Below are 19,814 nucleotides of genomic sequence, written 5' to 3'. Positions count from 1 at the left end.
GCCGCGCGTGCGCCTGGCCGGGACAGGAGGGGCTGGGCCTGAGCGGGCTCACACGCCCTTGAGACGGCGGCGGTTGCCGTCCCAGGTGAAGTGCAAGGTGGCGATGCCGGGTTCGGCCGGATCGCGCAGGCACTCGTAGATGTGCAAGTTGGGAACGCTGGGGAAGCAGCCCCACAGGCGCTCCGAGGTGAGCACGAAGTCAAGGTCGAGCTCGACGAGCATCCCCAGCAGTCGGCCATGGGTGGGTTCGTCGACCTTGGCGAAGGCGTCGTCGAGGAGGATGAGGCGAGGGCTCTGCGGGGCCTCGGCGGCCAGCGCGCCGAACTGGGCCGCTGCCGCTGCGAAGAGCACCAGGTAGGCGATGACGCGCTGCTCGCCTTGGCTCAGGGCGGTGCGATGGCTCAGCCTGCGCTCCCGGCCCGACTGCGAGGCATTGGTCACATAGGCGGTGAAGGAGAACCAGGAGCGGTAGTCGAGGGCGGCGCGCAACTGGGCGCCGGTGGTGGCCGTGGGGTCGAGGCGGCGGATCGCCTCGATACAGCGGCGCAGTGCGTCCCGCAGCCGCGTGGTCTCCACCCGGCTGCGTTTCTCGGCGGGGCGCTCCAGCAGCGGCACGACCGCCGTGATGTCCTCGTCGGCGTCGGGAGCCAGCCGCCAGTCGAGGCGCACCCCCAGCCCTTGGGAGGTGTGCACCTCGCTGAGCACGTCGTTCATGGTGGCGATGAGGGCCCGAGCGTCCTCGATCTGGCGCGAGAGGTGACTGGCGAGGTCGCCGAGGAGGTGACGCTCGTAGGCCTCCTCCTCCCGGAGCGCCACGGTCTCCTCCGCCTGCTGGATCGCGCTGTCGAGGCGTTCGGCGTAGACGGTGATGTCGTGGGAGCCGTCGTCGTCGTGGACGGTGACCCGTTTCACACCGGCGGTCTCGGTGAGTTCGGTGAGGGCGTTGGCGGGGCCGCCTGAGGCTAGGGCGCGATGCAGCTCCTCGCGGCGGCCCAGGATGTCGCTGTCGGCGAGATCGCCGGCGCTGTCGCCGTCGATGGCGGCCTCGACGTCGGTGAGCAGCGCGTTGAGGGCTTCGATGCGTTTGGCGAGTTCCTCGCCGCTGTCGGTGTCGCCTTCGGTGGTGTCGTAGCGGGCGAGCGGGCCGGTGGGCTCTGCGATGTGTTCGCACCCGGCGGCCTTGAGCAGCGTGCCGGCGGTGGCGGTACCATCTGCGGCGACAGTGCCGCTAGGGCCAAGCATGGCGCGCAGGGTGGCGCCGGCGTCGAGGGCGCGGCGGGCTTGTTCGGCGCGTTCGCGCACAGCGACGTCGTGGCGGGTCTCGGCGGCGACGCGGTCGTCTCGGGCGCGCTGGGCGGCCCGTTCGAGCTCAGGCAGGTGGTTGGCGGCTTCCTCGCCGCGGGAACGGACCTCCGCGATCGCGGTGTCGATCTGTTCGGGTGCGGCGGAGCGGGCGCGGTCGGTGAGCTCAGTCTCGCGGCGGACGGTGATCATGTCGCCGATCGCGGCGGTACGGGCGTCCTCCGCGAGGACCCGGTCGGCCCGGGCGCGCTCCCACTCTTGGACGTGGCCGCGGTACTCCTCCAACAGCACCGCCAGGGCTTCGAGGTCGCTATGGGCGGCGCTGATGCGCACCCGCAGCCGCGCGAGCGCGGTGAGGATGGTGGTCAGCTCTTCGCGGTCGCGGGGCAGGGCGTGCTCGTCGGCCATCTCCAACAGGCGGGCGCGCGCGTCGAGAGCGGTCTCGCGCGCGGCCTCAGCGGCGCGCTGGGCCGCGGCGTGGTCACGCTCGGCCTCGGAGAACCAGGCGCGGGCGTTGTCCACGGCCGCCCACGCCGACGTGAGCTCGGCACCGGTAGGCACGGACCTGGCGATCTCGGTCAGGACGGTGGCGCGGTGCTCGATGTCGCCGCGGCGCTCCCCGGCTTCGGCGAGCAGCGCCTCAGCGATGGCGATACGCCGGTCGATCTTGGCCAACTGGCGGTCGCGGGCCTCGGTACGCGCTTCGTCACCGATGTACTCGGGCGCGGTCTTGTGGTGGCACCCTGAGGCCACCCCCAGTCGCCAGCGGCCGTCGAGCCCGATCACGCTGGCCTCGTGGGAGTCGGCTGTCTCAGCAGCACGGCCGGTGTCGGACTCGTCGCCGTGCTCGTCACTGTCCTCGCTGTCGCCCTCGCTGAGGCAAATCGATGCGAGCAGGGCGTCGACGACGTGGGTATCCACGCCGGTTCCGGCGGCCGGGACGAGCACGTCGCGCAGGGTGGGGCCGGAGCGGGGCGGCCCCGGGGTGAGCAGCAGGTCGCGGGTGTACGCAGAGACGACGGTTCCGGCGGCGGTGATCCAGCCCGCGAGGAGTCCTGAGGACTCCAGGGCGGCCTCCAGGCCGGCGCGCTGGGCCGTGGTCACCCCGTCGGCGAAGTCCACGGCGAGATAGAAGGGAGCGCCGGCGGTTTCGTCGCGCGGAGCCGCGACCCAGGAGGGGGCGGGAGCGGCGATGTGGTCGGTGATGGCGCCGCGGCGTTCGGAGAGCTCGTCAAGTTCGGTGGCGAGTTCCCGCTCCTCGCCAACGGTGGTGTCGCGGCGGGTGCGCAGCTCCTCCAGCAGGGGGTCGACGATGGCGTAGGCGTGCCGGGTCACCTCGTCGCAGACGGTGGTTTCCAGCACGCGCAGGGAGTCGTCGAGGGGAAGTTCGACTTTTTCTTCCAGCTCGGCCAGGGGAGCTGTGAGATCGGCGTCGGGTTCGGCCGCGCGTAGCGAGGCGCTCCACTCGCGCAGCGAGTCGGCGTAGGCGGCGCTGGCCGCACGGACGCCGTCGATGGCGGCGCGCTCGCGCTCGCGGGCGCGTTCGAGCCGACTGTCGCACCATTCGGCTTCGGCGGCGAGTCCGTTCTCGCGGCGTTGGGCGGCGGTGAGGTCGATGGCGCGGTCGCGCAGTGCGGTCGCGGCCTCCTCACGCTGGGCCGCCCAGGTATCGGCCCGAGTGAGCCGGTCGTGTAGCTCGGCGAGCAGGCCGCGCAGATGGTCCAGGTCGATGCCGTGGACCGGGTCGCGTTCGGTGGCCTGCTCCAACCCTTCGAGGCTGACGTGGGTGACGCTTTCGCGGGGCGCGAGGATGGTGGGGATGGTCTCGGGCACGTGCCCCAACTCGGCGAGGTCGAGCCCAACCTCCTCGGCGTCAGCGGCCAGTTCAGCGTGGCGGGCGCGCAGCTCGGAGAGGTCACGATCGATGGCGGCGATGTCGGCGGTGAGCCGGTCTTTGGTGCACTCCTCGCTGGTGAGCGCATGGCCGGCGGCGGCCGAGGCGGCCTCGGCAGCGCGAATGTAGGCGGTGACAGCAGCGTAGCGGGCCTGCTGTTCGGTCTGGGAGGGGGCCGGCGCGCCCGGGGAGCCGGCGCTGAGAGTGGCCGCGTCAGAGTTGGCGGTGTCGCGGGTGCGCCGCAGCCGGTCGCGCTCCTCTTGGATGGAGCTCTCGGTTGCGACGAGCTCGTCGAGTTCTGCTTCCAGGCGGGTGACCTCGGCGTCGCGACGCTCGTGGGCGTCGATCTGCTCGCGCACGATGCGCGACTGGCGCCGCAGGCTGCCGTGCAGGTAGCGACGGTAGTCGTCGAGGAAACCGTCAGTCTGCTCCTTGGCGCTGCGCAGGGCGGTGAGGCGGGCTCGGGCGTCGTCGAGGTCGGCGATGTTGCGGGCCACCTCGTCGAGCACGGACTCGTCCATGGGGGGCAGCGCCTCAGCGAGGACCGCGACAAGCTCCCCGGCCTCGATGCGTTCGCCCACGGTGGGGCGGCGCAACCGGTAGAGCAGGTGCATGAGGTTGCGGTAGCGGCGCGGGTCATCGATACCGAAGAGTTCACGCATGACGCGCGCGCGGTAGGCGGCGGGCGTTTCGTAGCAGTCCTCGGCGCCGATCTCGCCCCGCAGCTTTTCGATGGACAGCGGGCGCCCGTCGCGAACCAGGTCGAGGTCCACACCGATGCGGCGTTCGGTGACGAAAAACACGGCGCGGGCCTCAGCGGTGGCCGCCGAGGCGGTAATGGCGGCACCGAGGGTGCGCCAACGCTCCTCACCATCGGGGCCACGGCCGGTGAACTCCACCCACAGATGCCCGAGAGTGCTCGTGGCCACGTCATCGACGGTGTCGGCGGCACCGTCATCCTCATCGGGGCTGCCGGTCTCAGTGGCGGTGCGCCCTTCGAGCATCAGCCAGCGCAGGCTGGTTCGGCTGGTGCCGGTGGTGTCGAGACGGCGCGCGTCGCCGTCGAGCAGGAACGGCAGCAGCATCTCCAGCGCCTTGGACTTACCCGCGCCATTGCGGCCCCGCAGCAGCAACCGTCCGTCCGCGAAGTGGAACACGTGGTTGTCGTACTGCCAGACATTGTGAATGCCGGCCCGGTTGAGCCGGTACCGCTGCAAACGGGCGCGCTCGGAGGTCGCCGCGGGGTGCCCATCGTCGGTCATCGGCAGCCTTCCGCTCGGTGCTCCTGGGCTGGTCGTTTCACTGCGCCGATCGCGTTGGCGGCGACGTTGGCGCCGCTCGTGCTCAGCGGATCGGCGGTCCCGCCATTGTCCCGGATACTGGGGGGCGCCGCGTTCCCGCTAGCGCTTTGGGACCGGGTGGCGGCCGTGGAGGGGGACAGGGACACCCTCATTGCGGACCCTCCGTTTCGCGACCGGCGGTGGTGGCTCCGCTGCCGTAGCGCGCGGCGGCGGCCAAGAGCCGCCACCCCTCGAAGGGGTCAAGTCCCGGGTTGGGCCGGTCCATGAGCCGCGTCTGGGTCAGCAGACCCAGAATCTGCTCCTGGTGCTGTTCGGCTCCCGGCAGGTAGCTGAAGGCCGTGCGGGACCACGGGCGACCAGTGCCGGGGCCGGTGCTGAGCACGTCAGTCAACTCGTCTCTGAGCAGACGGGCCGGGACGTCTAGGGCGTGGGCGCGGCCGCCGGGAACACGCAGTGCGCCCACAAGGCGTTCGACGAGCATCAGAGCGGCCTGGCCGACGGGGTCGGCGCTGGGGAAGAGAGTGGCGCGGTCGGTGACCTTGACCTCGGAGGCGGCCTCATCGGGCATGATGAGGGCGACGCCCTCGGCACGGATCTCGGCGTCGCAGCCCAGGAGGTCACCCAGCTCAGCTACAGCCCGCCACTGGTGGTGGGTGAGCCAGTCGCGCTGCCGTGGCTCCAGATCGTCTCGGTAGAGGACGGTGGTCTCGGCCAGGAGCCGACGGATGGTCAGCTCTGCGGCGTGGGCCTCGTTGAGGAGAGGGGCGCTGTCCATAGTGCGCAGGTAGGTGTCGCGCTCGGCGGTGGCGTGGGGCGGGTGAGCGACCACCGTACTCACGGCATCGTGGTCAACGTGGAATTCGACCAGGGTGGAGCCGTCGGCGGCGTAAGCCGCCAACGTTCCCTGAGTCTCGGTGAGGACTCCCCAGTCGACCAGGCGTGACATGGCGGCGGCGAAGGCACGGCGCTCACTCATCCGTTCCTCGGGGTCAAGGTCGATACCGGCTTCGTGGGCCGCTGAGCGGACATCGGCGGCCACGCGGGCGGCGGTGACGCGCGGCGGGACCTCACCGAGCGCGGCCAGACACAGCGCCAGATAGGTGTAGGCGCGCGGGGTGAAGTGGGCTCCGCTGGGTCGGGTCAACGGTTGGGCGACAGTGGAGACAATGCCCTGCTTGGCCAGGCGGGCGTAACCGTCGGCCACCGTGAGGGGGTAGGCGAGGACTTGGCGGAACCGCCGGACCAGCCACTCGGCGTGCGTCTGGGCGACGGCGAGCTCGTCGGGATGGCGGCGCGCGGTCAATAGTGGCTCGGCCAGCAGTCGCCGTGCCACGGCCTGGCGCTCCACGGTGAGCGCTACATCCTGGCTCGAAGACACGTGTACCGTTCTCCCTCCCTGGTCCGGTACCGGCCCTGACTGGGCGAGGGGCCGTTCAGGGCTGCCGCACGAGGCGTTCCTCGGAGTGATGGTGGCCGGTTTTGGCGAGCGGCGTGTGGCCCCCCGTGTCAGCTGAGACCGCTTCGGGATCGTAGCGGGTCACATGCATGCGCAGTTCCTGCAACAGCAATTCCCCCTCGGGTTCACACAACGTGACGGTGGCCTCGGGGGCGTGATCGACGTGCAGACGTAGGTCCAACTCCATATCACCGGCGGAGACCCGGCCCGCGGTGGCGTCACCTGAGCCCAGTGCCGCAGTGAGCAGCTCCATGAGCACGTCCAGGGCGGCCGAGGACAGGGAAAGTCGGGCGTCGTCGTCGGTGGGGGCAGCGAGCAGGCTGCGCACTTCCTGGGCAGCGGACTGGCGCCAGTGGGCGGCGGCTTCGGCGGCATCGCGCAACCGGGCCTGTTGGGCGCTGTGATCCTGGGCGGGCGCGGGCGGCGCGGCGCCCGCCGGGTGGGCGGCCGACGTGTCGGCGGCGGGAGCGTGCCACCAGCTCGTGGTGACCGCTGTCGTCGTGTCGCCGGCGCCGCCGAGATGGCGGGCGGCGTGCATCGCGAACGCGGCTGTGAAGACCTCGTGTGCCGTGGCCGTGTCGGAGGTGTCGAACCACGCGGCCAAGCGCAGCAGCGCGGCCCGACCACGCCGCGCGGTCGGGTGGTTGTCCATGGTGGCGCCCTCGCTCTCCGCCCGATGGATCGGGCCCGTCGTCTCCCCGGTGGGACGGGGGTCGATGGCTCTCACCTGATGCGCTGAATCACCCACAACTCAGCAGACTAAAGACCTCAGGCCACTCCCGCGTCCGGAAGATGGCGAACCGACGCCCCTACAGAGGCAATGACACGCCTTTGACCTGCGCTTTCATTGTTTTTGAACGACCGTGAGCAGGGCACGAACAAAGCTGCCGCGGTCAAGGGGTGCCTGCCTGTGCTCAGGTGGTCGGCGAGGGTGGGGAGCTGGCACGCCGTTCGCCGGGCAGCATGAGCGTACCGTCGTCAGCCTGGTACATCTTGTCTCGTAGTTCGCTGGGTATCGCCAGCGGAGCGGCGAACGTGTACTCCGTGTAGTAGGTAGTACCGGCCACCTCGGTGGGAGCACTCACTTCGATGGTGACGTCGTAGGGCTCCTCTTGGCACGCAGGCAGGCACCAGGTGCCGCTGAGCCGGCCGGTGGCGGCGGCGCTCTGGCCGCCCCAGGAGCGCCATTGCATGTCGGTGACAGTGGTGAACTCTGAGAGCGTCAGCCCGCGCGGGCGCTGCGACTTCGTGCCCCGCTCGGCGTCATGGGTGTTGTAAACGAAGACGCTCGCCTCCTGACTGGGGGATGCGGAGGGGACGAGCGGCGATCGCGTGGGAGGGGGTTCGGCTGAGGAGGCCGGTCCCCCTGCGGCAGCGCCGAAGTTGTGGATGCCGCACCCGGCGAGGATGACGAGTGAGCATGCGACAGCGACCGCGCGTACCGTCCTCATGCGTTCCTCCCTTGGCTCCGAAGCCGCAACGCCCCATTCGTGTCACTGCGAGTAATATTATGCGCACTCTTCACAAGGGAGTGGGATGGACGCGCGATGGGCGCTTTTCCACACGGAACCATGGTGCCGCCCTGAACACGGAAATCCCCCGGAGCCTCCGCTCGGTGGCGGGCTCCGGGGGATGACAGCCGCCCCTCCCGACGCCGGTGGGCCCAGGAGGAGGGGGGCGGCTACCCCCTGGCGGCGAACCGGGGCTTAGTAACCGGTGTAGCCGGGGCTCTCACCCTGCCCACTCTGCCTGCCGCTGCCTTCCTGTGGGATGGCCTCATAGGCGTCTTTGGAGCTGAGCGTGGTGTTAATCGGGCCGTTGGTGCAGTCGCCGGTGGTCTGCGGCGACAGCACCGGCACGGTGATGCCAAGCACGCTGGCGTTGGCGTTGCACACCGTGACCGGCACAACCTGAAGATTCTGGTTGAATTGCTGGTCAGCCGCCTGCGCCGGAGCGGCCATGAGTACCGCTCCCAGGGCCGCTCCAGCCACCAGTCCGGCGGCGGTGAGCTTGCGCAGCATCGCGGCCCCCACTATTGGTTGACGATCGTGTTGACCGGGCCACTGACGCAGTCGCCGGTGGTCTGCGGCGACAGCACCGGCACGACAACACCAACAGCAGCGCCGACATTGGTGTTGCACACCGCCGCACTAACACCTTGCAGGTTCTGGTTGTAGTTCTGGTCATCGCCGTTGCCGTGCGTAGCCAGGGCCGGGGCGCTGGAGAGCGCGATGGCCGTACCGGCGAGCAGACCCAGGGTGCTGATCTTGCGCAGCATGGTGATTCCTCTCTTCGCTGACTCGTCGGTTGTTGGCTACTGGTTGACGATCGTGTTGACCGGGCCACTGACGCAGTCGCCGGTGGTCTGCGGCGACAGCACCGGCACGACAACACCAACAGCAGCGCCGACATTGGTGTTGCACACCGCCGCGCTAACACCTTGCAGGTTCTGGTTGTAGTTCTGGTCGTTGCCGTTGCCGTGGCTGGCGTAGGCAGGGCTGGCGGCGAAAACAGCACCCATGGCGATACCCGCGATAGCGCCGACTGCTCCGAACTTACGCAGCATGGTCATTCCTCTTTCCAAAAGATCAGTTAAATCGGGGCGATTCGTGCGAGGTGTAATTACTTGACAGCCGTCTGAACCGGGCCGTTGGTGCAGTCGCCGGTGGTCTGCGGCGACAGCACCGGCACGGTGATGCCAAGCACGCTGGCGTTGGCGTTGCACACCGTGACCGGCACAACCTGAAGATTCTGGTTGAACGTCTGATCGGCAGCCTGCGCCGGAGCGGTCATCAGCATCGACCCCAGAGCGGCGCCGACGATCAGACCGGCGGCCGTGAACTTCTTCAGCACAAGATCCCCCGGAATAGTTTTCGTAATGAAATCAAACAGGACGCCGGTTGGCGTCCTTAATCGCGGCGGACGTTGTTCATCATCACCACTCCCCCGGATTTTGTCAAAGCCAGAACAACGCCCTGCAATATGTCCGATTCGCACATATAGATCTTGTTTGACACAAGAAATTGGGAAAATAAACAACGATAATAAATGGGGGTTATGCCATTTCTGATGTGCCTGCCGCCTGTGGCCCAGCGGGCACCTCCGGCGCCGCAGGAGCGGAGGTATGGGTAGCGACGGACGGCGAGGAGGCCAAGCTCGCCGGCGAGTGCACGGGAGGCGACGGCCGTAACGGCGCTATCGGGATGGAGCTGCCGCAGGGCCGGCCGCACGACGCAATCGGCGGCTCGCGCGCGAGATAAGGTCCACCGCCGGGCGCGGATATGCCAGAAGCGGGCAGGGCGCATAAAAGAACGCCCTCCTTGGCGCGCCCTACCGCAGCGGCACGTCTCGAGAGCACGCCGAACACGAAACCCCCCGGAGGCTCCGCACAGCAGCGGGCTTCCGGTGGGTGGGAGGGTCGATGAATTTACGAGTTTTCGGCGCTTCTTCATTTATGGGAAGGACAACCGAAGAAACGGTCTATGCCCCATTTCGGCGCCGGACTCGCACCGCTAGACCGGGACGGTCCGTACAGATTGTCAGCCGACCGACGGACTCGAGCCGTCGGTGCATCCGATGATCGGAGAGACCAGCGGAGCCGCAGTGCCCACGAGCGAACCAATGGGGGAATCACACACCTGCTCTGGCACGAGCTGCGGCGGCCAGGTGGACGGCTGGTCAGCCGCCTGCACCGGAGCGGCCATCAGCACCGACCCCGCAGCGGTACCGGCGATCAAAGCAGCGGCTGTGAACTTCCTCAGCACAAGATCCTCCGGGAGGTGACATCTACCACGAAAAGGCAAAATACTATTTGTCACCCTTGGGGAAATAGAAGTAACAACTATTACCACTTCTGCAAGGTCCATCAAAGCTGGCATGACTGATTGCTATATGTCTGATTTGTACATATAAGAAACTACCTGTAACGGTAAATCAAGATTCGAAAGGATGACGAGCGAGGCCTACGCCGTTTCTGGACTCACGGCCGGCTGCGGCGGCCATGTGAGCCCCGTTGCAGACCGCACCATGGCAGCCGAGGAGAGAATCGGAGCCAGAAACGAACTGATCTGACACATGGGGGGCGCGGACACGCATCGGCGGCAAGTGCCGGTACTTCGCCGTCTATCGGCCGCAGCGGTCCCCGCCTTGAGAGGAACACAGGGAAACCATGGCGGAGCCCCGGCCGGCAAAGAGCAGCCCCCGACCGCGGACATGCTGGTCAGGGGCTGTTCCCGCTGGGTGGCAGGTCAAGGATTCGAACCTTGGAAGGCTGAGCCGGCGGTTTTACAGACCGCTCCCTTTGGCCGCTCGGGCAACCTGCCTGGGGTGCGGCGACTCGCTGTCGCTGCATGCACGATCATAGCGGAGACCGCGCCCTGACACGAAATCGATTACGCCGCGAACCACTGCGAGGCTCGACGGGTCCCCCGGTGGTTCGCGGGCTAAGCTCGGGCCTATTCACAAGCGGACGCGGTGCCCCGACGGGCGAGCCGCGTCGCCGTTAAGCACCGGCCACCCGGCGGGGGCCGGATTCAAAGTGACGATCATCGGGGGTGCGAGCGCACGTGGCGTCCGAAGTCAGTTTCGACGTCGTCTCCAAACTTGACCGGCAGGAGATCGACAACGCCCTGAACCAGGCCACCAAAGAACTCTCTCAGCGCTTCGACTTCAAAGGCACCGGGGCCACGATCACCTGGTCCGGTAAGCAGGGCGTGGAGGTCAGGGCCAACTCCGAAGAACGGGTCAAGGCCGCGCTGGAGGTGTTCAAGGAGAAGCTCATCAAGCGCGGGGTGTCGCTGAAGGTCCTCGATACCGACAACGAGCCCAAATCCTCCGGCAAGGAGTACCGGCTGGGAGTCCCCCTCAAGGAGGGCATCTCGGCTGAAGACGGCAAAAAACTGTCCAAAATCATCCGTGATGAGGGCCCCAAGGGCGTGAAAGCCCAGATCCAGGGCGACGAACTGCGCGTCAGCTCCAAGAAGCGCGACGACCTTCAGGCGGTGATCTCCCTACTGAAGGAGAAGGACCTCGACATCGCGTTGCAGTTCATCAACTATCGGTAGCAGGTCGACCCCACCGTGGGCCGGCGCGCTGGGCGGGCGGAGCACCGCCCCGCCCGCCCAGCCATAGCGCTGCCGGCTGAGCGGGGACGCCCCACAGCTCGGCACAGCCCCGCGGCCAGCGAAACCGCGGCGAAGCCTCCAGCAGCCCCGAAAAACCGCTCATAAGCCGGCCATGCGCCGCAACCGGTCGACACGCTCGGCCAGGGGCGGGTGGGCGGCGAAGAGACGGCCCATCCCCCCGCGGGGGAACGGGTGGGTGATCATCAGGTGGGCGGCACTGAGGAGTTCCCGGTTGGCGGGCAGCGTGTGGATTCCCGCGCCCACTTGGATCTTGCGCAAAGCGCTGACCAAGCTCATCGGGTCGCCGGTGAGCTGAGCTGCCTCCTCGTCGGCGCGGTGTTCGCGGGCCCGGCTGCCCGAGGCGTGAATGACAGCCGCCGCCAGTGGCCCCAGCAACAGGAACAGCAGGCCACCGAGCAGGTTGGGGACGTCCTCGTCCTCGGAGTCCCCTAGAGGCAGCAGCAGAGCCAGCGCAGTCAACGAGGTGATCAGCGTGCCCAGGGTCGCGGCGACCGAGGAGACCAGAGTGTCGCCGCGGCGGATGTGCGCCAGCTCGTGAGCGAGTACCGCGCGCAGCTCCCGCTCGTTGAGGAGCCGCAACAGGCCCGTGGTGCAGCACACGCCAGCGCGGCGCTGCGTACGCCCCACCGCGAAGGCGTTGGGAGCCGGGGTGGGCGACAGGTAGACCCTCGGCATGGGCTGGCGAGCCTGAGTGGCGAGCTTTCCCACCAGCGCATACAGATCGGGTTGCTCGATCTCACTGACGGGGCGGGCGTGCATGGCGCGCAGCACGAGCGTGTCGGCGAAGAAGAAGACCATGCCGTTGCCCGCGATGGCCGTGACGATCCCGATCTGTAGGCCAGCTCGCCCCGCCAGAATCCACCCGCACGCGACGACCGTCACGGAGAGACCGGCGAGGAGAGCGGCGGCACGGATCGTGTTACCACGCACGGCGTTTCCCGGCCTCCCTCGGGTTTCTGGGCCCCTTCAGGGCCCGTGCACCGATACAAACGTCCGGGTCGGGCTGTTCCGTTCCCAACTGCTCACCTGGCATGATCTTTGCCACCTTCGCGGTCGGCCATGAGCGGGGCGTGCTCCATCAGAACCCGGCGGCGGGGGGCTGTGGCGCGCCAAGACCCACGCCTCGGCAGGGAACTGGAATGTCCCCGGCTTACCCTTATCCTTGTTGGATCGTGCGCTTGTTGTCCGCAGAGTTGTGAAATCAACCACCTGAAGCGGACGATCGGCTCTCGACGTCCTATAGTGCGAGGGTGACCGCTATCACCTCGGGCCCCGTCCCCGCCGCTCCCGGTGCTGTGCTCGTCCAGCGACGGCACGTGGACCTGGCCCGCATCGCCAGCGCGCTCTGTCGTCTTTTCCGGTAGTTAAGACAGGGGTTCATTCGCCACGGCCCCAACCGCGGTCACACGCGAACATCGTGGGCCTGCCCCGTGGTAAGGGTCACCTGGCTGCGACAGCGCGGCCGGTCACTGGCATTACGGCGCGCTCATAGCCTGAAGATGAGGCCCCTGTTGATGAGCCTGTAATGAAGCCCCAGCCACGAGCCAAGTGAGTGCTTGGTGCGCGCCATCGTGGCGAGACTTGAGACAAAACCTGAGCCGCAACCTCCCACTCAGCGGCTCGTCAAGGAGGTCAGCGATCTCAGTGACCAAGCAGGTCCAACAAATCGATCGCGTCATCATTCGTTTCGCGGGCGACTCCGGTGACGGCATGCAGTTGACCGGTGACCGCTTCACCCAGGAAACCGCGTCGTTTGGCAACGACCTGTCGACGCTGCCGAACTTCCCAGCCGAGATCCGGGCTCCCGCCGGGACGCTTCCCGGGGTTTCCAGTTTCCAACTCCATTTCGCCGACCACGACATCATGACGCCTGGGGACGCTCCCAATGTCCTCGTGGCGATGAACCCGGCAGCGCTCAAGGCCAACATTGAAGACGTCCCCAACGGGGCCATGATCATCGTCAACACCGACGAGTTCACCAAGCGCAACCTGAACAAAGTGGGCTATGCCACCAGCCCACTGGAGGACGGGTCGCTGGCGGAGTTCAAGGTGAGCGCAGTGCCGCTGACGTCGATGACGATCAAGGCGCTGGAGGAGTTCGACATCTCCAAGAAGGACGCCGAGCGCGCCAAGAACATGTTCGCCTTGGGGATGCTGTCGTGGATGTACAACCGGCCTACCGAGGGCACGCTCGGCTTCCTTAAGGACAAGTTCGCTAAGAAGCCCGAGATCATGGCGGCCAACATCGCGGCGTTCCAGGCCGGGTGGAACTTCGGTGAGACCACGGAGGACTTCGCGGTCTCCTACGAGATCAAGCCGGCCACCCTGCCTTCGGGCACCTACCGCAACATCACCGGTAACCTCGCCATCTCCTACGGCCTGATCGCCGGCTCGGAACTGTCGGGGCTGCCGCTGTTCCTCGGCTCCTACCCCATTACCCCGGCCTCGGACATCCTGCACGAACTGTCCAAGCACAAGCGGTTCGGCGTGCGGACGTTCCAGGCAGAGGACGAGATCGCCGGGGTGGGCGCGGCGCTGGGCGCCGCGTTCGGCGGGGCGCTGGGAGTCACGACCACCTCGGGTCCGGGCATGGTGCTCAAGGCCGAGACGATCGGGCTGGCCGTGACCACCGAGTTGCCGCTGGTCGTCATCGACGTGCAGCGCGCCGGGCCCAGCACCGGCATGCCGACCAAGACCGAGCAGGCCGATCTGTTGATGGCGATGTTCGGCCGCAACGGGGAGTCGCCGCTGCCGATCCTGGCGCCGCGCTCGCCGGCCGACTGCTTCGATATCGCGATCGAGGCCACGCGGATCGCGACGCAGTACCGCACTCCGGTCGTGGTGCTCTCCGATGGCTACCTGGCCAACGGCTCCGAACCGTGGCGGATTCCCGGCGTCGCGGAGCTGCCCGACCTGAGCGTGGACTTCGCCACCGAGGCCAACGGGGAGGACGGCAAGTTCCTGCCCTACCTGCGTGACCAGGAGACACTCGCCCGTCCCTGGGCGGTGCCCGGCACGACGGGCTTGGAGCACCGCATCGGCGGTATCGAAAAGAGCGACGGCTCTGGCGACATCTCCTACAGCCCGGCCAACCACGACCTCATGGTGCGTTCGCGGCAGGGCAAGATCGACGGCATCGCCCGTGACATCGCGCCGTTGGAGGTGGATGACCCCTCCGGCGACGCCGACGTGCTGGTCCTTGGCTGGGGCGGTACTTACGGCTCCATTGGCGCGGGCGTGCGGCGAATCCGCCGGGCCGGTGGCAAGGTCGCCCAGGCTCACCTGCGCCACCTCAGTCCCTTCCCGGAGAACCTCGGTGAGGTGCTGCGCTCCTACGAGCGCGTGCTCGTCCCCGAGATCAACATGGGCCAACTCGCGCTGCTGCTGCGCGGGAGGTTCCTGGTCGACGTCATCAGCTACACGAAGGTCCGCGGGCTGCCGTTCAAGGCCGAAGAGCTCGCGGGCGTCATTCAGGAGGTCATCGACGGTGCCGAGTGACAACGACTTCTCCCCGGCGGAGGGGTCCGGGGGTCTGGAGCTGGTGCCGCGCAGCGACGCCAGCTACAAGATGAAGGACTTCAAATCCGACCAGGAGGTCCGCTGGTGCCCGGGCTGCGGTGACTACGCGATCCTGGCCGCGTTCCAGGGGTTCCTGCCCCAATTGGGGGTGCCGCGGGAGAACATCGTCATCATCTCCGGTATCGGGTGCTCGTCCCGGTTTCCCTACTACCTGAGCACCTACGGGATGCACTCGATCCACGGCCGGGCCCCCGCCATCGCGACGGGGCTGGCCGCGAGCCGCCCCGACCTGTCGGTGTGGGTCATCACCGGTGACGGCGACGGACTGTCCATCGGCGGCAACCACCTGATCCACGCGCTGCGGCGCAACGTCAACATCAACGTGTTGCTGTTCAACAACCGCATCTACGGGTTGACCAAGGGGCAGTACTCCCCGACCTCGGAGTCGGGCAAGGTCACCAAGTCCTCGCCGATGGGGTCGCTGGACTCGCCGTTCAACCCGGTGTCGCTGGCGTTGGGCGCGGAGGCGAGCTTCGTGGCGCGCACCATCGACTCCGACCGCAAGCACCTGACGAGCGTGCTGCGCGCGGCCGCCGACCACAAGGGCGCCTCGTTCGTCGAGGTATACCAGAACTGCCCGATCTTCAACGACGACGCTTTCGCGCCGCTGAAGGACTCCGACGAGCGGGAGATGCGGCTGCTGCGCCTGGAGCACGGCGAGCCGCTGCGCTTCGGCAACGGCAAGGGCGTGGTACGGGGTGAGTACGGCGAGCTGACTGTGGCCGACACCGCCGAGATCGGTGAGGACCAATTGGTGCGCCACGACGCGCACCGCGCCGACCCCGGCTACGCTTTCGCGCTGTCACGGCTGGACTATCCGGCCTTCGAGCACGTGCCCGTCGGGATCTTCCGATCGGTCGAGCAGCCTTCCTACGACGAGCGGATGAACCAACAGGTTGCCCACGCCGCCGCCGAGCAGGGCGACGGTGATTTGGGAGCGCTGTTGGCCAGCGGCGATACCTGGACGGTCGGCTAAGACCCGACTCGCCGTGCGGTGAACAACGGCCGCGTACCCCGCGAGGTGGGGTACGCGGCCGTTGTTGTGTCGTGTGCGGTAGCTGTGCGCCGGAGTGGCCGCTGTCGTGGCACAGCGGCAGCGGATAATTTGCGCGTGATCCTGCGGGATGACGGGATGATCGGTGCGGAGGTGGGGGAAGTGCGTGCAGTGACCGCTGAGGCGTTCGGCACGTTCACGCTGGTTTTCTTTGGGGTAGGCAGCGCTGTGTTCGGCCTCGACCGGGTCGGGCTGGTCGGTGTCGCGCTCGCGTTCGGGCTGGTGCTGATGGCGTTGGTTCAGATCATCGGGGCGACCTCGGGCTGTCACGTCAACCCGGCGATTACGGTGGGGATGCTGCTGTCGCGGCGCATAGGCGCCGTGCGTGCGATGGGCTACATCGCCGCGCAACTGGCTGGAGCGATCGGCGCCGCGGCGGTGCTGTGGCTGTTGGTGACCTTCGGCGGCATAACCGACCAGACCGGCGTACTGGGCGCCAACTCCTATGGCAAGACGGCCAACGTTTACGGCACGCTCGCCGTAGAGACGATCGCGACTGGCACGCTGGTCCTCGTGGCCATCGCCATCGTCGACCGTGGCCTGACCCGGCTGCATGGCCCGTTCGCGGGCGGCACGCTGGCGATGCTCCACCTGCTCAATCTGACCGTGACGGGGGTTTCGGTCAACCCGGCGCGGGCGCTGGGGCCCGCGCTCTTCGAGGGTGGGACTGCTCTGGAGCAGGTGTGGCTGTTCCTGCTGGCCCCACTCTTAGGGGGTGCCATCGCGGCCGTGGTATGGCCGAGAGTGCGGGCGAACGCGGCGATGCCGCTGGGCGAGGGCGGCGGTGCGGACACTGCGCTGAGCACGTAGCCTGCCGGTATGCGTATCGTCATCGCTGGAGGACACGGGAAGATCGCGCTGCGGTTGGCGCGGCTGCTGGCCGCGCGCGGCGACACACCTGTGGGACTCATCCGCAACCCCGACCACGCCGACGACGTCCGCGCCGTCGGCGCCGAACCCGTAGTGATCGACCTGGAGTCGGCCACAGTCACCGAACTGGCCGAGAAGCTGATGGGGGCCGACGCCGCCGTATTCGCCGCCGGCGCGGGGCCGGGCAGCGGTGCGGCCCGCAAGGAGACGGTGGACCGCGACGCGGCCGCGCTGCTGGCCGACGCCGCGTCGCTGGCGGGAGTTCGTCGCTATCTCATGGTTTCGGCCATATCCGTGGACGAGGGGCCGGCGCCGGACGCCGAGCCGGTGTGGGCGGCCTACATCCGGGCGAAGAAGGCCGCCGATGACGACATTCGGGGGCGGAGCCTGGAGTTGGACTGGACGATCCTACGGCCGGGGCGCCTCACCAACGATGAGGGCACCGGCCGGGTGTGGCTGGCTCCTAAGGTCGAACGCGGCGATGTGAGCCGTGAAGACGTCGCCGCGGTGTTGGTGGCGCTGCTCGACGCCCCCACCACGATCGGTCACGTGCTGGAGATGGTCGGCGGCAACACTCCCATCGCCGACGCGGTGGCAAGCATCGGCGCGTAGCCGACTGCGATCCCTGTGGCCCATAGCTGACCACAGAGGGCATGATAAGAGGCGCGACTCCCCCTGCCCTGTGTTTCCCCCGGCGCTGCCGGGCCACGGTAGCCGGCGGGCCTCGGAGGAGCGCGGCAAGGGCGAGCCCGGCAACGGGCAGATGGGTACGGGTGGCAGATGAGCGTGACGCAGGTCGTGAGGGACAGCACCGTCGTCGAGCACGCCAAGGTGGCCGCGCAGCAGCGGCGAAGAATGTTCGTGGCGCAGTTGCGGGTCAATACCTACGATGACGCCGCCAGCAGTGTCCGGCCGGGACTTACCCGCATCCTCGAAGGGATCGAGGAGGCCGGGTGGCGCTTGGAACAGACCTCCTACAGTCCGGACGCCAACGGCGAGCCGGCGCAACTGTTCGTGTTTCGGCCCGATCCCGCCGTCCAGCACAGCGGCACAGGGCAGCAGCAGCCTTACCAGCAGCAGGCCGATCCCTACGGGTACCACTACCCCAGCGGGCAGCAGTACCCCGGTGGCCAGCAGTACGGCCAGCCGGCCTATGGCCAGCAGTACCCGGGGTATGCCCAGCAGCCGGGGTACGGCCAGCAGTATCCGGGGTACGGCCAGCAGTACCCCGGATACAGCCAACAGCAGTGGTGACCGGCTAGCCGGCGCTCCTTACCCGCACCGTGGTGCCGCGCGGCGGCCACCGGCCCCTCGGCACCGTGGTGTGGAGGGTGCTGCCGTGGCTGGCGCCGGTGCAGCGTCGCAGAGCAGGGCTGCGGCCCAACGGCCCCTGGCTGGCGCCGTCGCGGGACAGTTGTGCCTAGGTGAGGCCGCGCGGTTCTACCGCCCGGGTCGGTAACGGCTGAGTGGAGTCACGCAGCCATCAGGGCGCCACTGCTACGCCGCGACGGCTCGTCGTGTGCCCCCTGAACGGGACGTATGCCCCTCCCCTAGTTACTCCTTCGTGCGCCCTCGCTAGCCGCTCCGAGGGCGGCTCCCGGTAACGGCCGACCCGCGCAGCGGTAGGCGGCTTGTGGCCGTGGCCGGTGGTACCGGCCGTTCCCCTGGCGAGCCACGTTCCAGATCACCCTTTTTGCCGAGTCAAGCGTGACCTTTTTTCGAGCAGCCCTAAAGAATCACACAAAGCACTGCCATAACTACGTTAAGTTGTCATTGGGCGGTGAGACACGCCGCCCAATGATGAAAGAGGATGTTATGAAGCGCATTGCTACCCTTTCCGGCCTGATTGCCACCTCCGCGCTGGCCCTCGGCGCGCTGGCGGGCCCCGCCCAGGCCGACAACAACGCCGACGTGCAAAACGTCACCATCCCGATCTGCGCAGACGTCCTACAGCTCACGGGCGTCTCTAGCGACGGCTGCAACGTGGTCGAGAACCACCTGGAAGAGGGCAAGGGCAGCTTCTAGTCGCGCCTGCTTCCTCGCGTCGCGCTACGTGACCTAGTGCGGGCTTCGGCGGCTCGGCGCCTCCGCCGGGGCCCGCCAAGGCGCGGAGAGCGAGGAGCCTGCTACTCCGATCGCAGTTCAGCCACGGCTTGGAGTAGACCGTTGCGCTCCAAACGCGCGAGAACGTCCTCAACTGTCCCGGGCGGCCTACGCCAAGCGTCGACGATCTGCTGAGCGCACGACCAAACAACCTTTCTGTCCAGGTGAATCTGGTCAAGAACAAACTCGTCGGGGCTCTTGACCTCAACTTCCCAATCGGACAGCGCGTCCTCAGGGAAATCTCGCCGGTTCGATGTGACGATGACCTGCGCCTTGGCTCGAATGGCGGCAGCGAGGACATGCCTGTCGGCGGGGTCCGGCAGAGACAAAGCCGGAATCAGCGGCTCGTAGCCGGTGACCAGGCAATCGCGAACGGCAGCCAACATGAGCTTGCGGGTCCGGTCCAGTGCATCCGGCGACAGGTCCGGCCGATTCTCCCGAAGGTTGTCGAAAACCTCATCGAGGATCTGGTGTGTCCACTTGGCTTGCACCAGCCCCGCTTGGGCGATCCGAATCAAGAGGTCCCGCAGGGTATTCGGATAAAGGACATTGGCGTCGTAGACGACCACAACGCCATGTCAGTCCAGACCCAATTCCCTGGTCATGGCTGCCAGTTCGTCGGCCGCCTCGCGACGCCGTTGATCGTCCCCACGCATGTAGTCAAGAAGGGAGTCCGCACGGACTCGACGGTGCGTACCCACCTTACGGAACTCGATCTCACCCGCATCGAGCAATCCGATGAGGTGCGGCCGGGAGACGTTCAAGAGATTGGCAGCTTCCTGAGTCGTGAGCTCGGCATTCGCGGGAACGATCGATACACCGCGACCAGCGGCCATGTGTGCCAGTACACCGGCCAGGAGTTCCAGCGCCACGCGAGGAAGCACCAATGCCTCGCGGTCATCCTCGATGACGACGGGGACCTCAGTCGGTTCCCCTGGGTGCTCTTGGAGATAGCGGCGGACATGAGGCAAAGCGTCTTGTGCAGCGCGTGCCTGGCTCTCGTCAGGACGAGACGACAGGGTAGTCATGGCCGCTCCTCACAGTACGACGGTGACACACACCTTCCATCCGAATTATTCGCAATGAACGCAATAAAAGAAACTTCGTTTCG

General features: G+C 67.5%; 20 protein-coding genes and 1 tRNA gene. 8 read left to right on the top strand and 13 right to left on the bottom strand.

The window, feature by feature from the left end:
• Positions 1–48: 48 nt before the first annotated feature.
• From ABD848_RS17065 to ABD848_RS17020, 10 genes are all read right to left on the bottom strand, one after another.
• Complete coding sequence (locus ABD848_RS17065) at positions 49–4,458, bottom strand: TIGR02680 family protein (RefSeq protein WP_344973116.1); 4,410 nt, start codon at positions 4,456–4,458, stop codon at positions 49–51.
• Positions 4,459–4,645: 187 nt separating this feature from the next.
• The gene (locus tag ABD848_RS17060; RefSeq protein WP_344973114.1) at positions 4,646–5,875 is read right to left on the bottom strand and encodes a TIGR02678 family protein; all 1,230 of its coding nucleotides are present in this window, start codon (positions 5,873–5,875) and stop codon (positions 4,646–4,648) included.
• A gap of 55 nt (positions 5,876–5,930) precedes the next feature.
• Positions 5,931–6,605 (bottom strand): DUF2397 family protein, encoded by a 675-nt coding sequence (locus ABD848_RS17055; protein ID WP_344973112.1) that lies wholly within the window; start codon positions 6,603–6,605, stop codon positions 5,931–5,933.
• A 262-nt stretch (positions 6,606–6,867) separates the two neighbouring features.
• Entirely contained in the window at positions 6,868–7,404 is a 537-nt protein-coding gene (locus tag ABD848_RS17050) for a hypothetical protein (protein WP_344973110.1), read from the bottom strand.
• 255 nt (positions 7,405–7,659) lie between these two features.
• A complete protein-coding gene (locus tag ABD848_RS17045) occupies positions 7,660–7,974 on the bottom strand; it encodes a hypothetical protein (RefSeq protein ID WP_344973108.1) in 315 nt (104 codons plus the stop codon).
• A gap of 11 nt (positions 7,975–7,985) precedes the next feature.
• On the bottom strand, positions 7,986–8,231 hold the full coding sequence (locus ABD848_RS17040) for a hypothetical protein (protein ID WP_344973106.1): 246 nt from the start codon (positions 8,229–8,231) through the stop codon (positions 7,986–7,988).
• A 36-nt stretch (positions 8,232–8,267) separates the two neighbouring features.
• Positions 8,268–8,519, bottom strand: a complete 252-nt coding sequence (locus ABD848_RS17035) for a hypothetical protein (protein ID WP_344973104.1) — start codon at positions 8,517–8,519, stop codon at positions 8,268–8,270.
• A 56-nt stretch (positions 8,520–8,575) separates the two neighbouring features.
• The gene (locus tag ABD848_RS25045; protein ID WP_425567588.1) at positions 8,576–8,950 is read right to left on the bottom strand and encodes a hypothetical protein; all 375 of its coding nucleotides are present in this window, start codon (positions 8,948–8,950) and stop codon (positions 8,576–8,578) included.
• A gap of 542 nt (positions 8,951–9,492) precedes the next feature.
• Complete coding sequence (locus tag ABD848_RS17025) at positions 9,493–9,717, bottom strand: hypothetical protein (protein ID WP_344973102.1); 225 nt, start codon at positions 9,715–9,717, stop codon at positions 9,493–9,495.
• 476 nt (positions 9,718–10,193) lie between these two features.
• Positions 10,194–10,275: transfer RNA gene (locus ABD848_RS17020), tRNA-Tyr, on the bottom strand.
• Between the two features lie 243 nt (positions 10,276–10,518).
• On the opposite strand from ABD848_RS17020, the gene ABD848_RS17015 reads away from it, so the two are divergent.
• Complete coding sequence (locus ABD848_RS17015) at positions 10,519–11,016, top strand: YajQ family cyclic di-GMP-binding protein (protein ID WP_344973099.1); 498 nt, start codon at positions 10,519–10,521, stop codon at positions 11,014–11,016.
• Between the two features lie 159 nt (positions 11,017–11,175).
• Here ABD848_RS17015 and ABD848_RS17010 read toward each other — a convergent pair whose 3' ends face one another.
• Entirely contained in the window at positions 11,176–12,027 is an 852-nt protein-coding gene (locus ABD848_RS17010) for a M48 family metalloprotease (protein ID WP_344973097.1), read from the bottom strand.
• A 320-nt stretch (positions 12,028–12,347) separates the two neighbouring features.
• Here ABD848_RS17010 and ABD848_RS25040 point away from each other — a divergent pair, with 320 nt between their 5' ends.
• The 7 genes from ABD848_RS25040 to ABD848_RS16980 all read left to right on the top strand — a co-directional run bounded on the left by ABD848_RS25040 (position 12,348) and on the right by ABD848_RS16980 (position 18,625).
• Positions 12,348–12,461: a putative leader peptide gene (locus tag ABD848_RS25040; RefSeq protein ID WP_425567583.1), complete on the top strand. Its 114-nt coding sequence runs from the start codon at positions 12,348–12,350 to the stop codon at positions 12,459–12,461.
• A gap of 280 nt (positions 12,462–12,741) precedes the next feature.
• Complete coding sequence (locus ABD848_RS17005) at positions 12,742–14,595, top strand: 2-oxoacid:acceptor oxidoreductase subunit alpha (RefSeq protein ID WP_344973095.1); 1,854 nt, start codon at positions 12,742–12,744, stop codon at positions 14,593–14,595.
• A 70-nt stretch (positions 14,596–14,665) separates the two neighbouring features.
• On the top strand, positions 14,666–15,652 hold the full coding sequence (locus ABD848_RS17000; protein WP_344973168.1) for a 2-oxoacid:ferredoxin oxidoreductase subunit beta: 987 nt from the start codon (positions 14,666–14,668) through the stop codon (positions 15,650–15,652).
• 135 nt (positions 15,653–15,787) lie between these two features.
• On the top strand, positions 15,788–16,540 hold the full coding sequence (locus tag ABD848_RS16995) for an MIP/aquaporin family protein (protein WP_344973093.1): 753 nt from the start codon (positions 15,788–15,790) through the stop codon (positions 16,538–16,540).
• Between the two features lie 9 nt (positions 16,541–16,549).
• Positions 16,550–17,212, top strand: coding sequence for an NAD(P)H-binding protein (locus tag ABD848_RS16990; RefSeq protein WP_344973090.1), 663 nt, complete (start codon positions 16,550–16,552; stop codon positions 17,210–17,212).
• A gap of 168 nt (positions 17,213–17,380) precedes the next feature.
• Entirely contained in the window at positions 17,381–17,854 is a 474-nt protein-coding gene (locus ABD848_RS16985) for a hypothetical protein (protein ID WP_344973088.1), read from the top strand.
• Between the two features lie 561 nt (positions 17,855–18,415).
• Entirely contained in the window at positions 18,416–18,625 is a 210-nt protein-coding gene (locus tag ABD848_RS16980) for a hypothetical protein (protein ID WP_344973086.1), read from the top strand.
• A gap of 101 nt (positions 18,626–18,726) precedes the next feature.
• Here ABD848_RS16980 and ABD848_RS16975 read toward each other — a convergent pair whose 3' ends face one another.
• Positions 18,727–19,272, bottom strand: coding sequence for a PIN domain-containing protein (locus ABD848_RS16975; RefSeq protein WP_344973083.1), 546 nt, complete (start codon positions 19,270–19,272; stop codon positions 18,727–18,729).
• 9 nt (positions 19,273–19,281) lie between these two features.
• Entirely contained in the window at positions 19,282–19,731 is a 450-nt protein-coding gene (locus ABD848_RS16970) for a helix-turn-helix domain-containing protein (protein WP_344973081.1), read from the bottom strand.
• Positions 19,732–19,814 lie beyond the last annotated feature (83 nt).

The sequence above is a fragment of the Salinactinospora qingdaonensis genome, assembly GCF_039539445.1.
Taxonomy (GTDB): Bacteria; Actinomycetota; Actinomycetes; order Streptosporangiales; family Streptosporangiaceae; genus Salinactinospora; species Salinactinospora qingdaonensis.
This window is presented reverse-complemented; position numbering and strand designations above follow the sequence as displayed.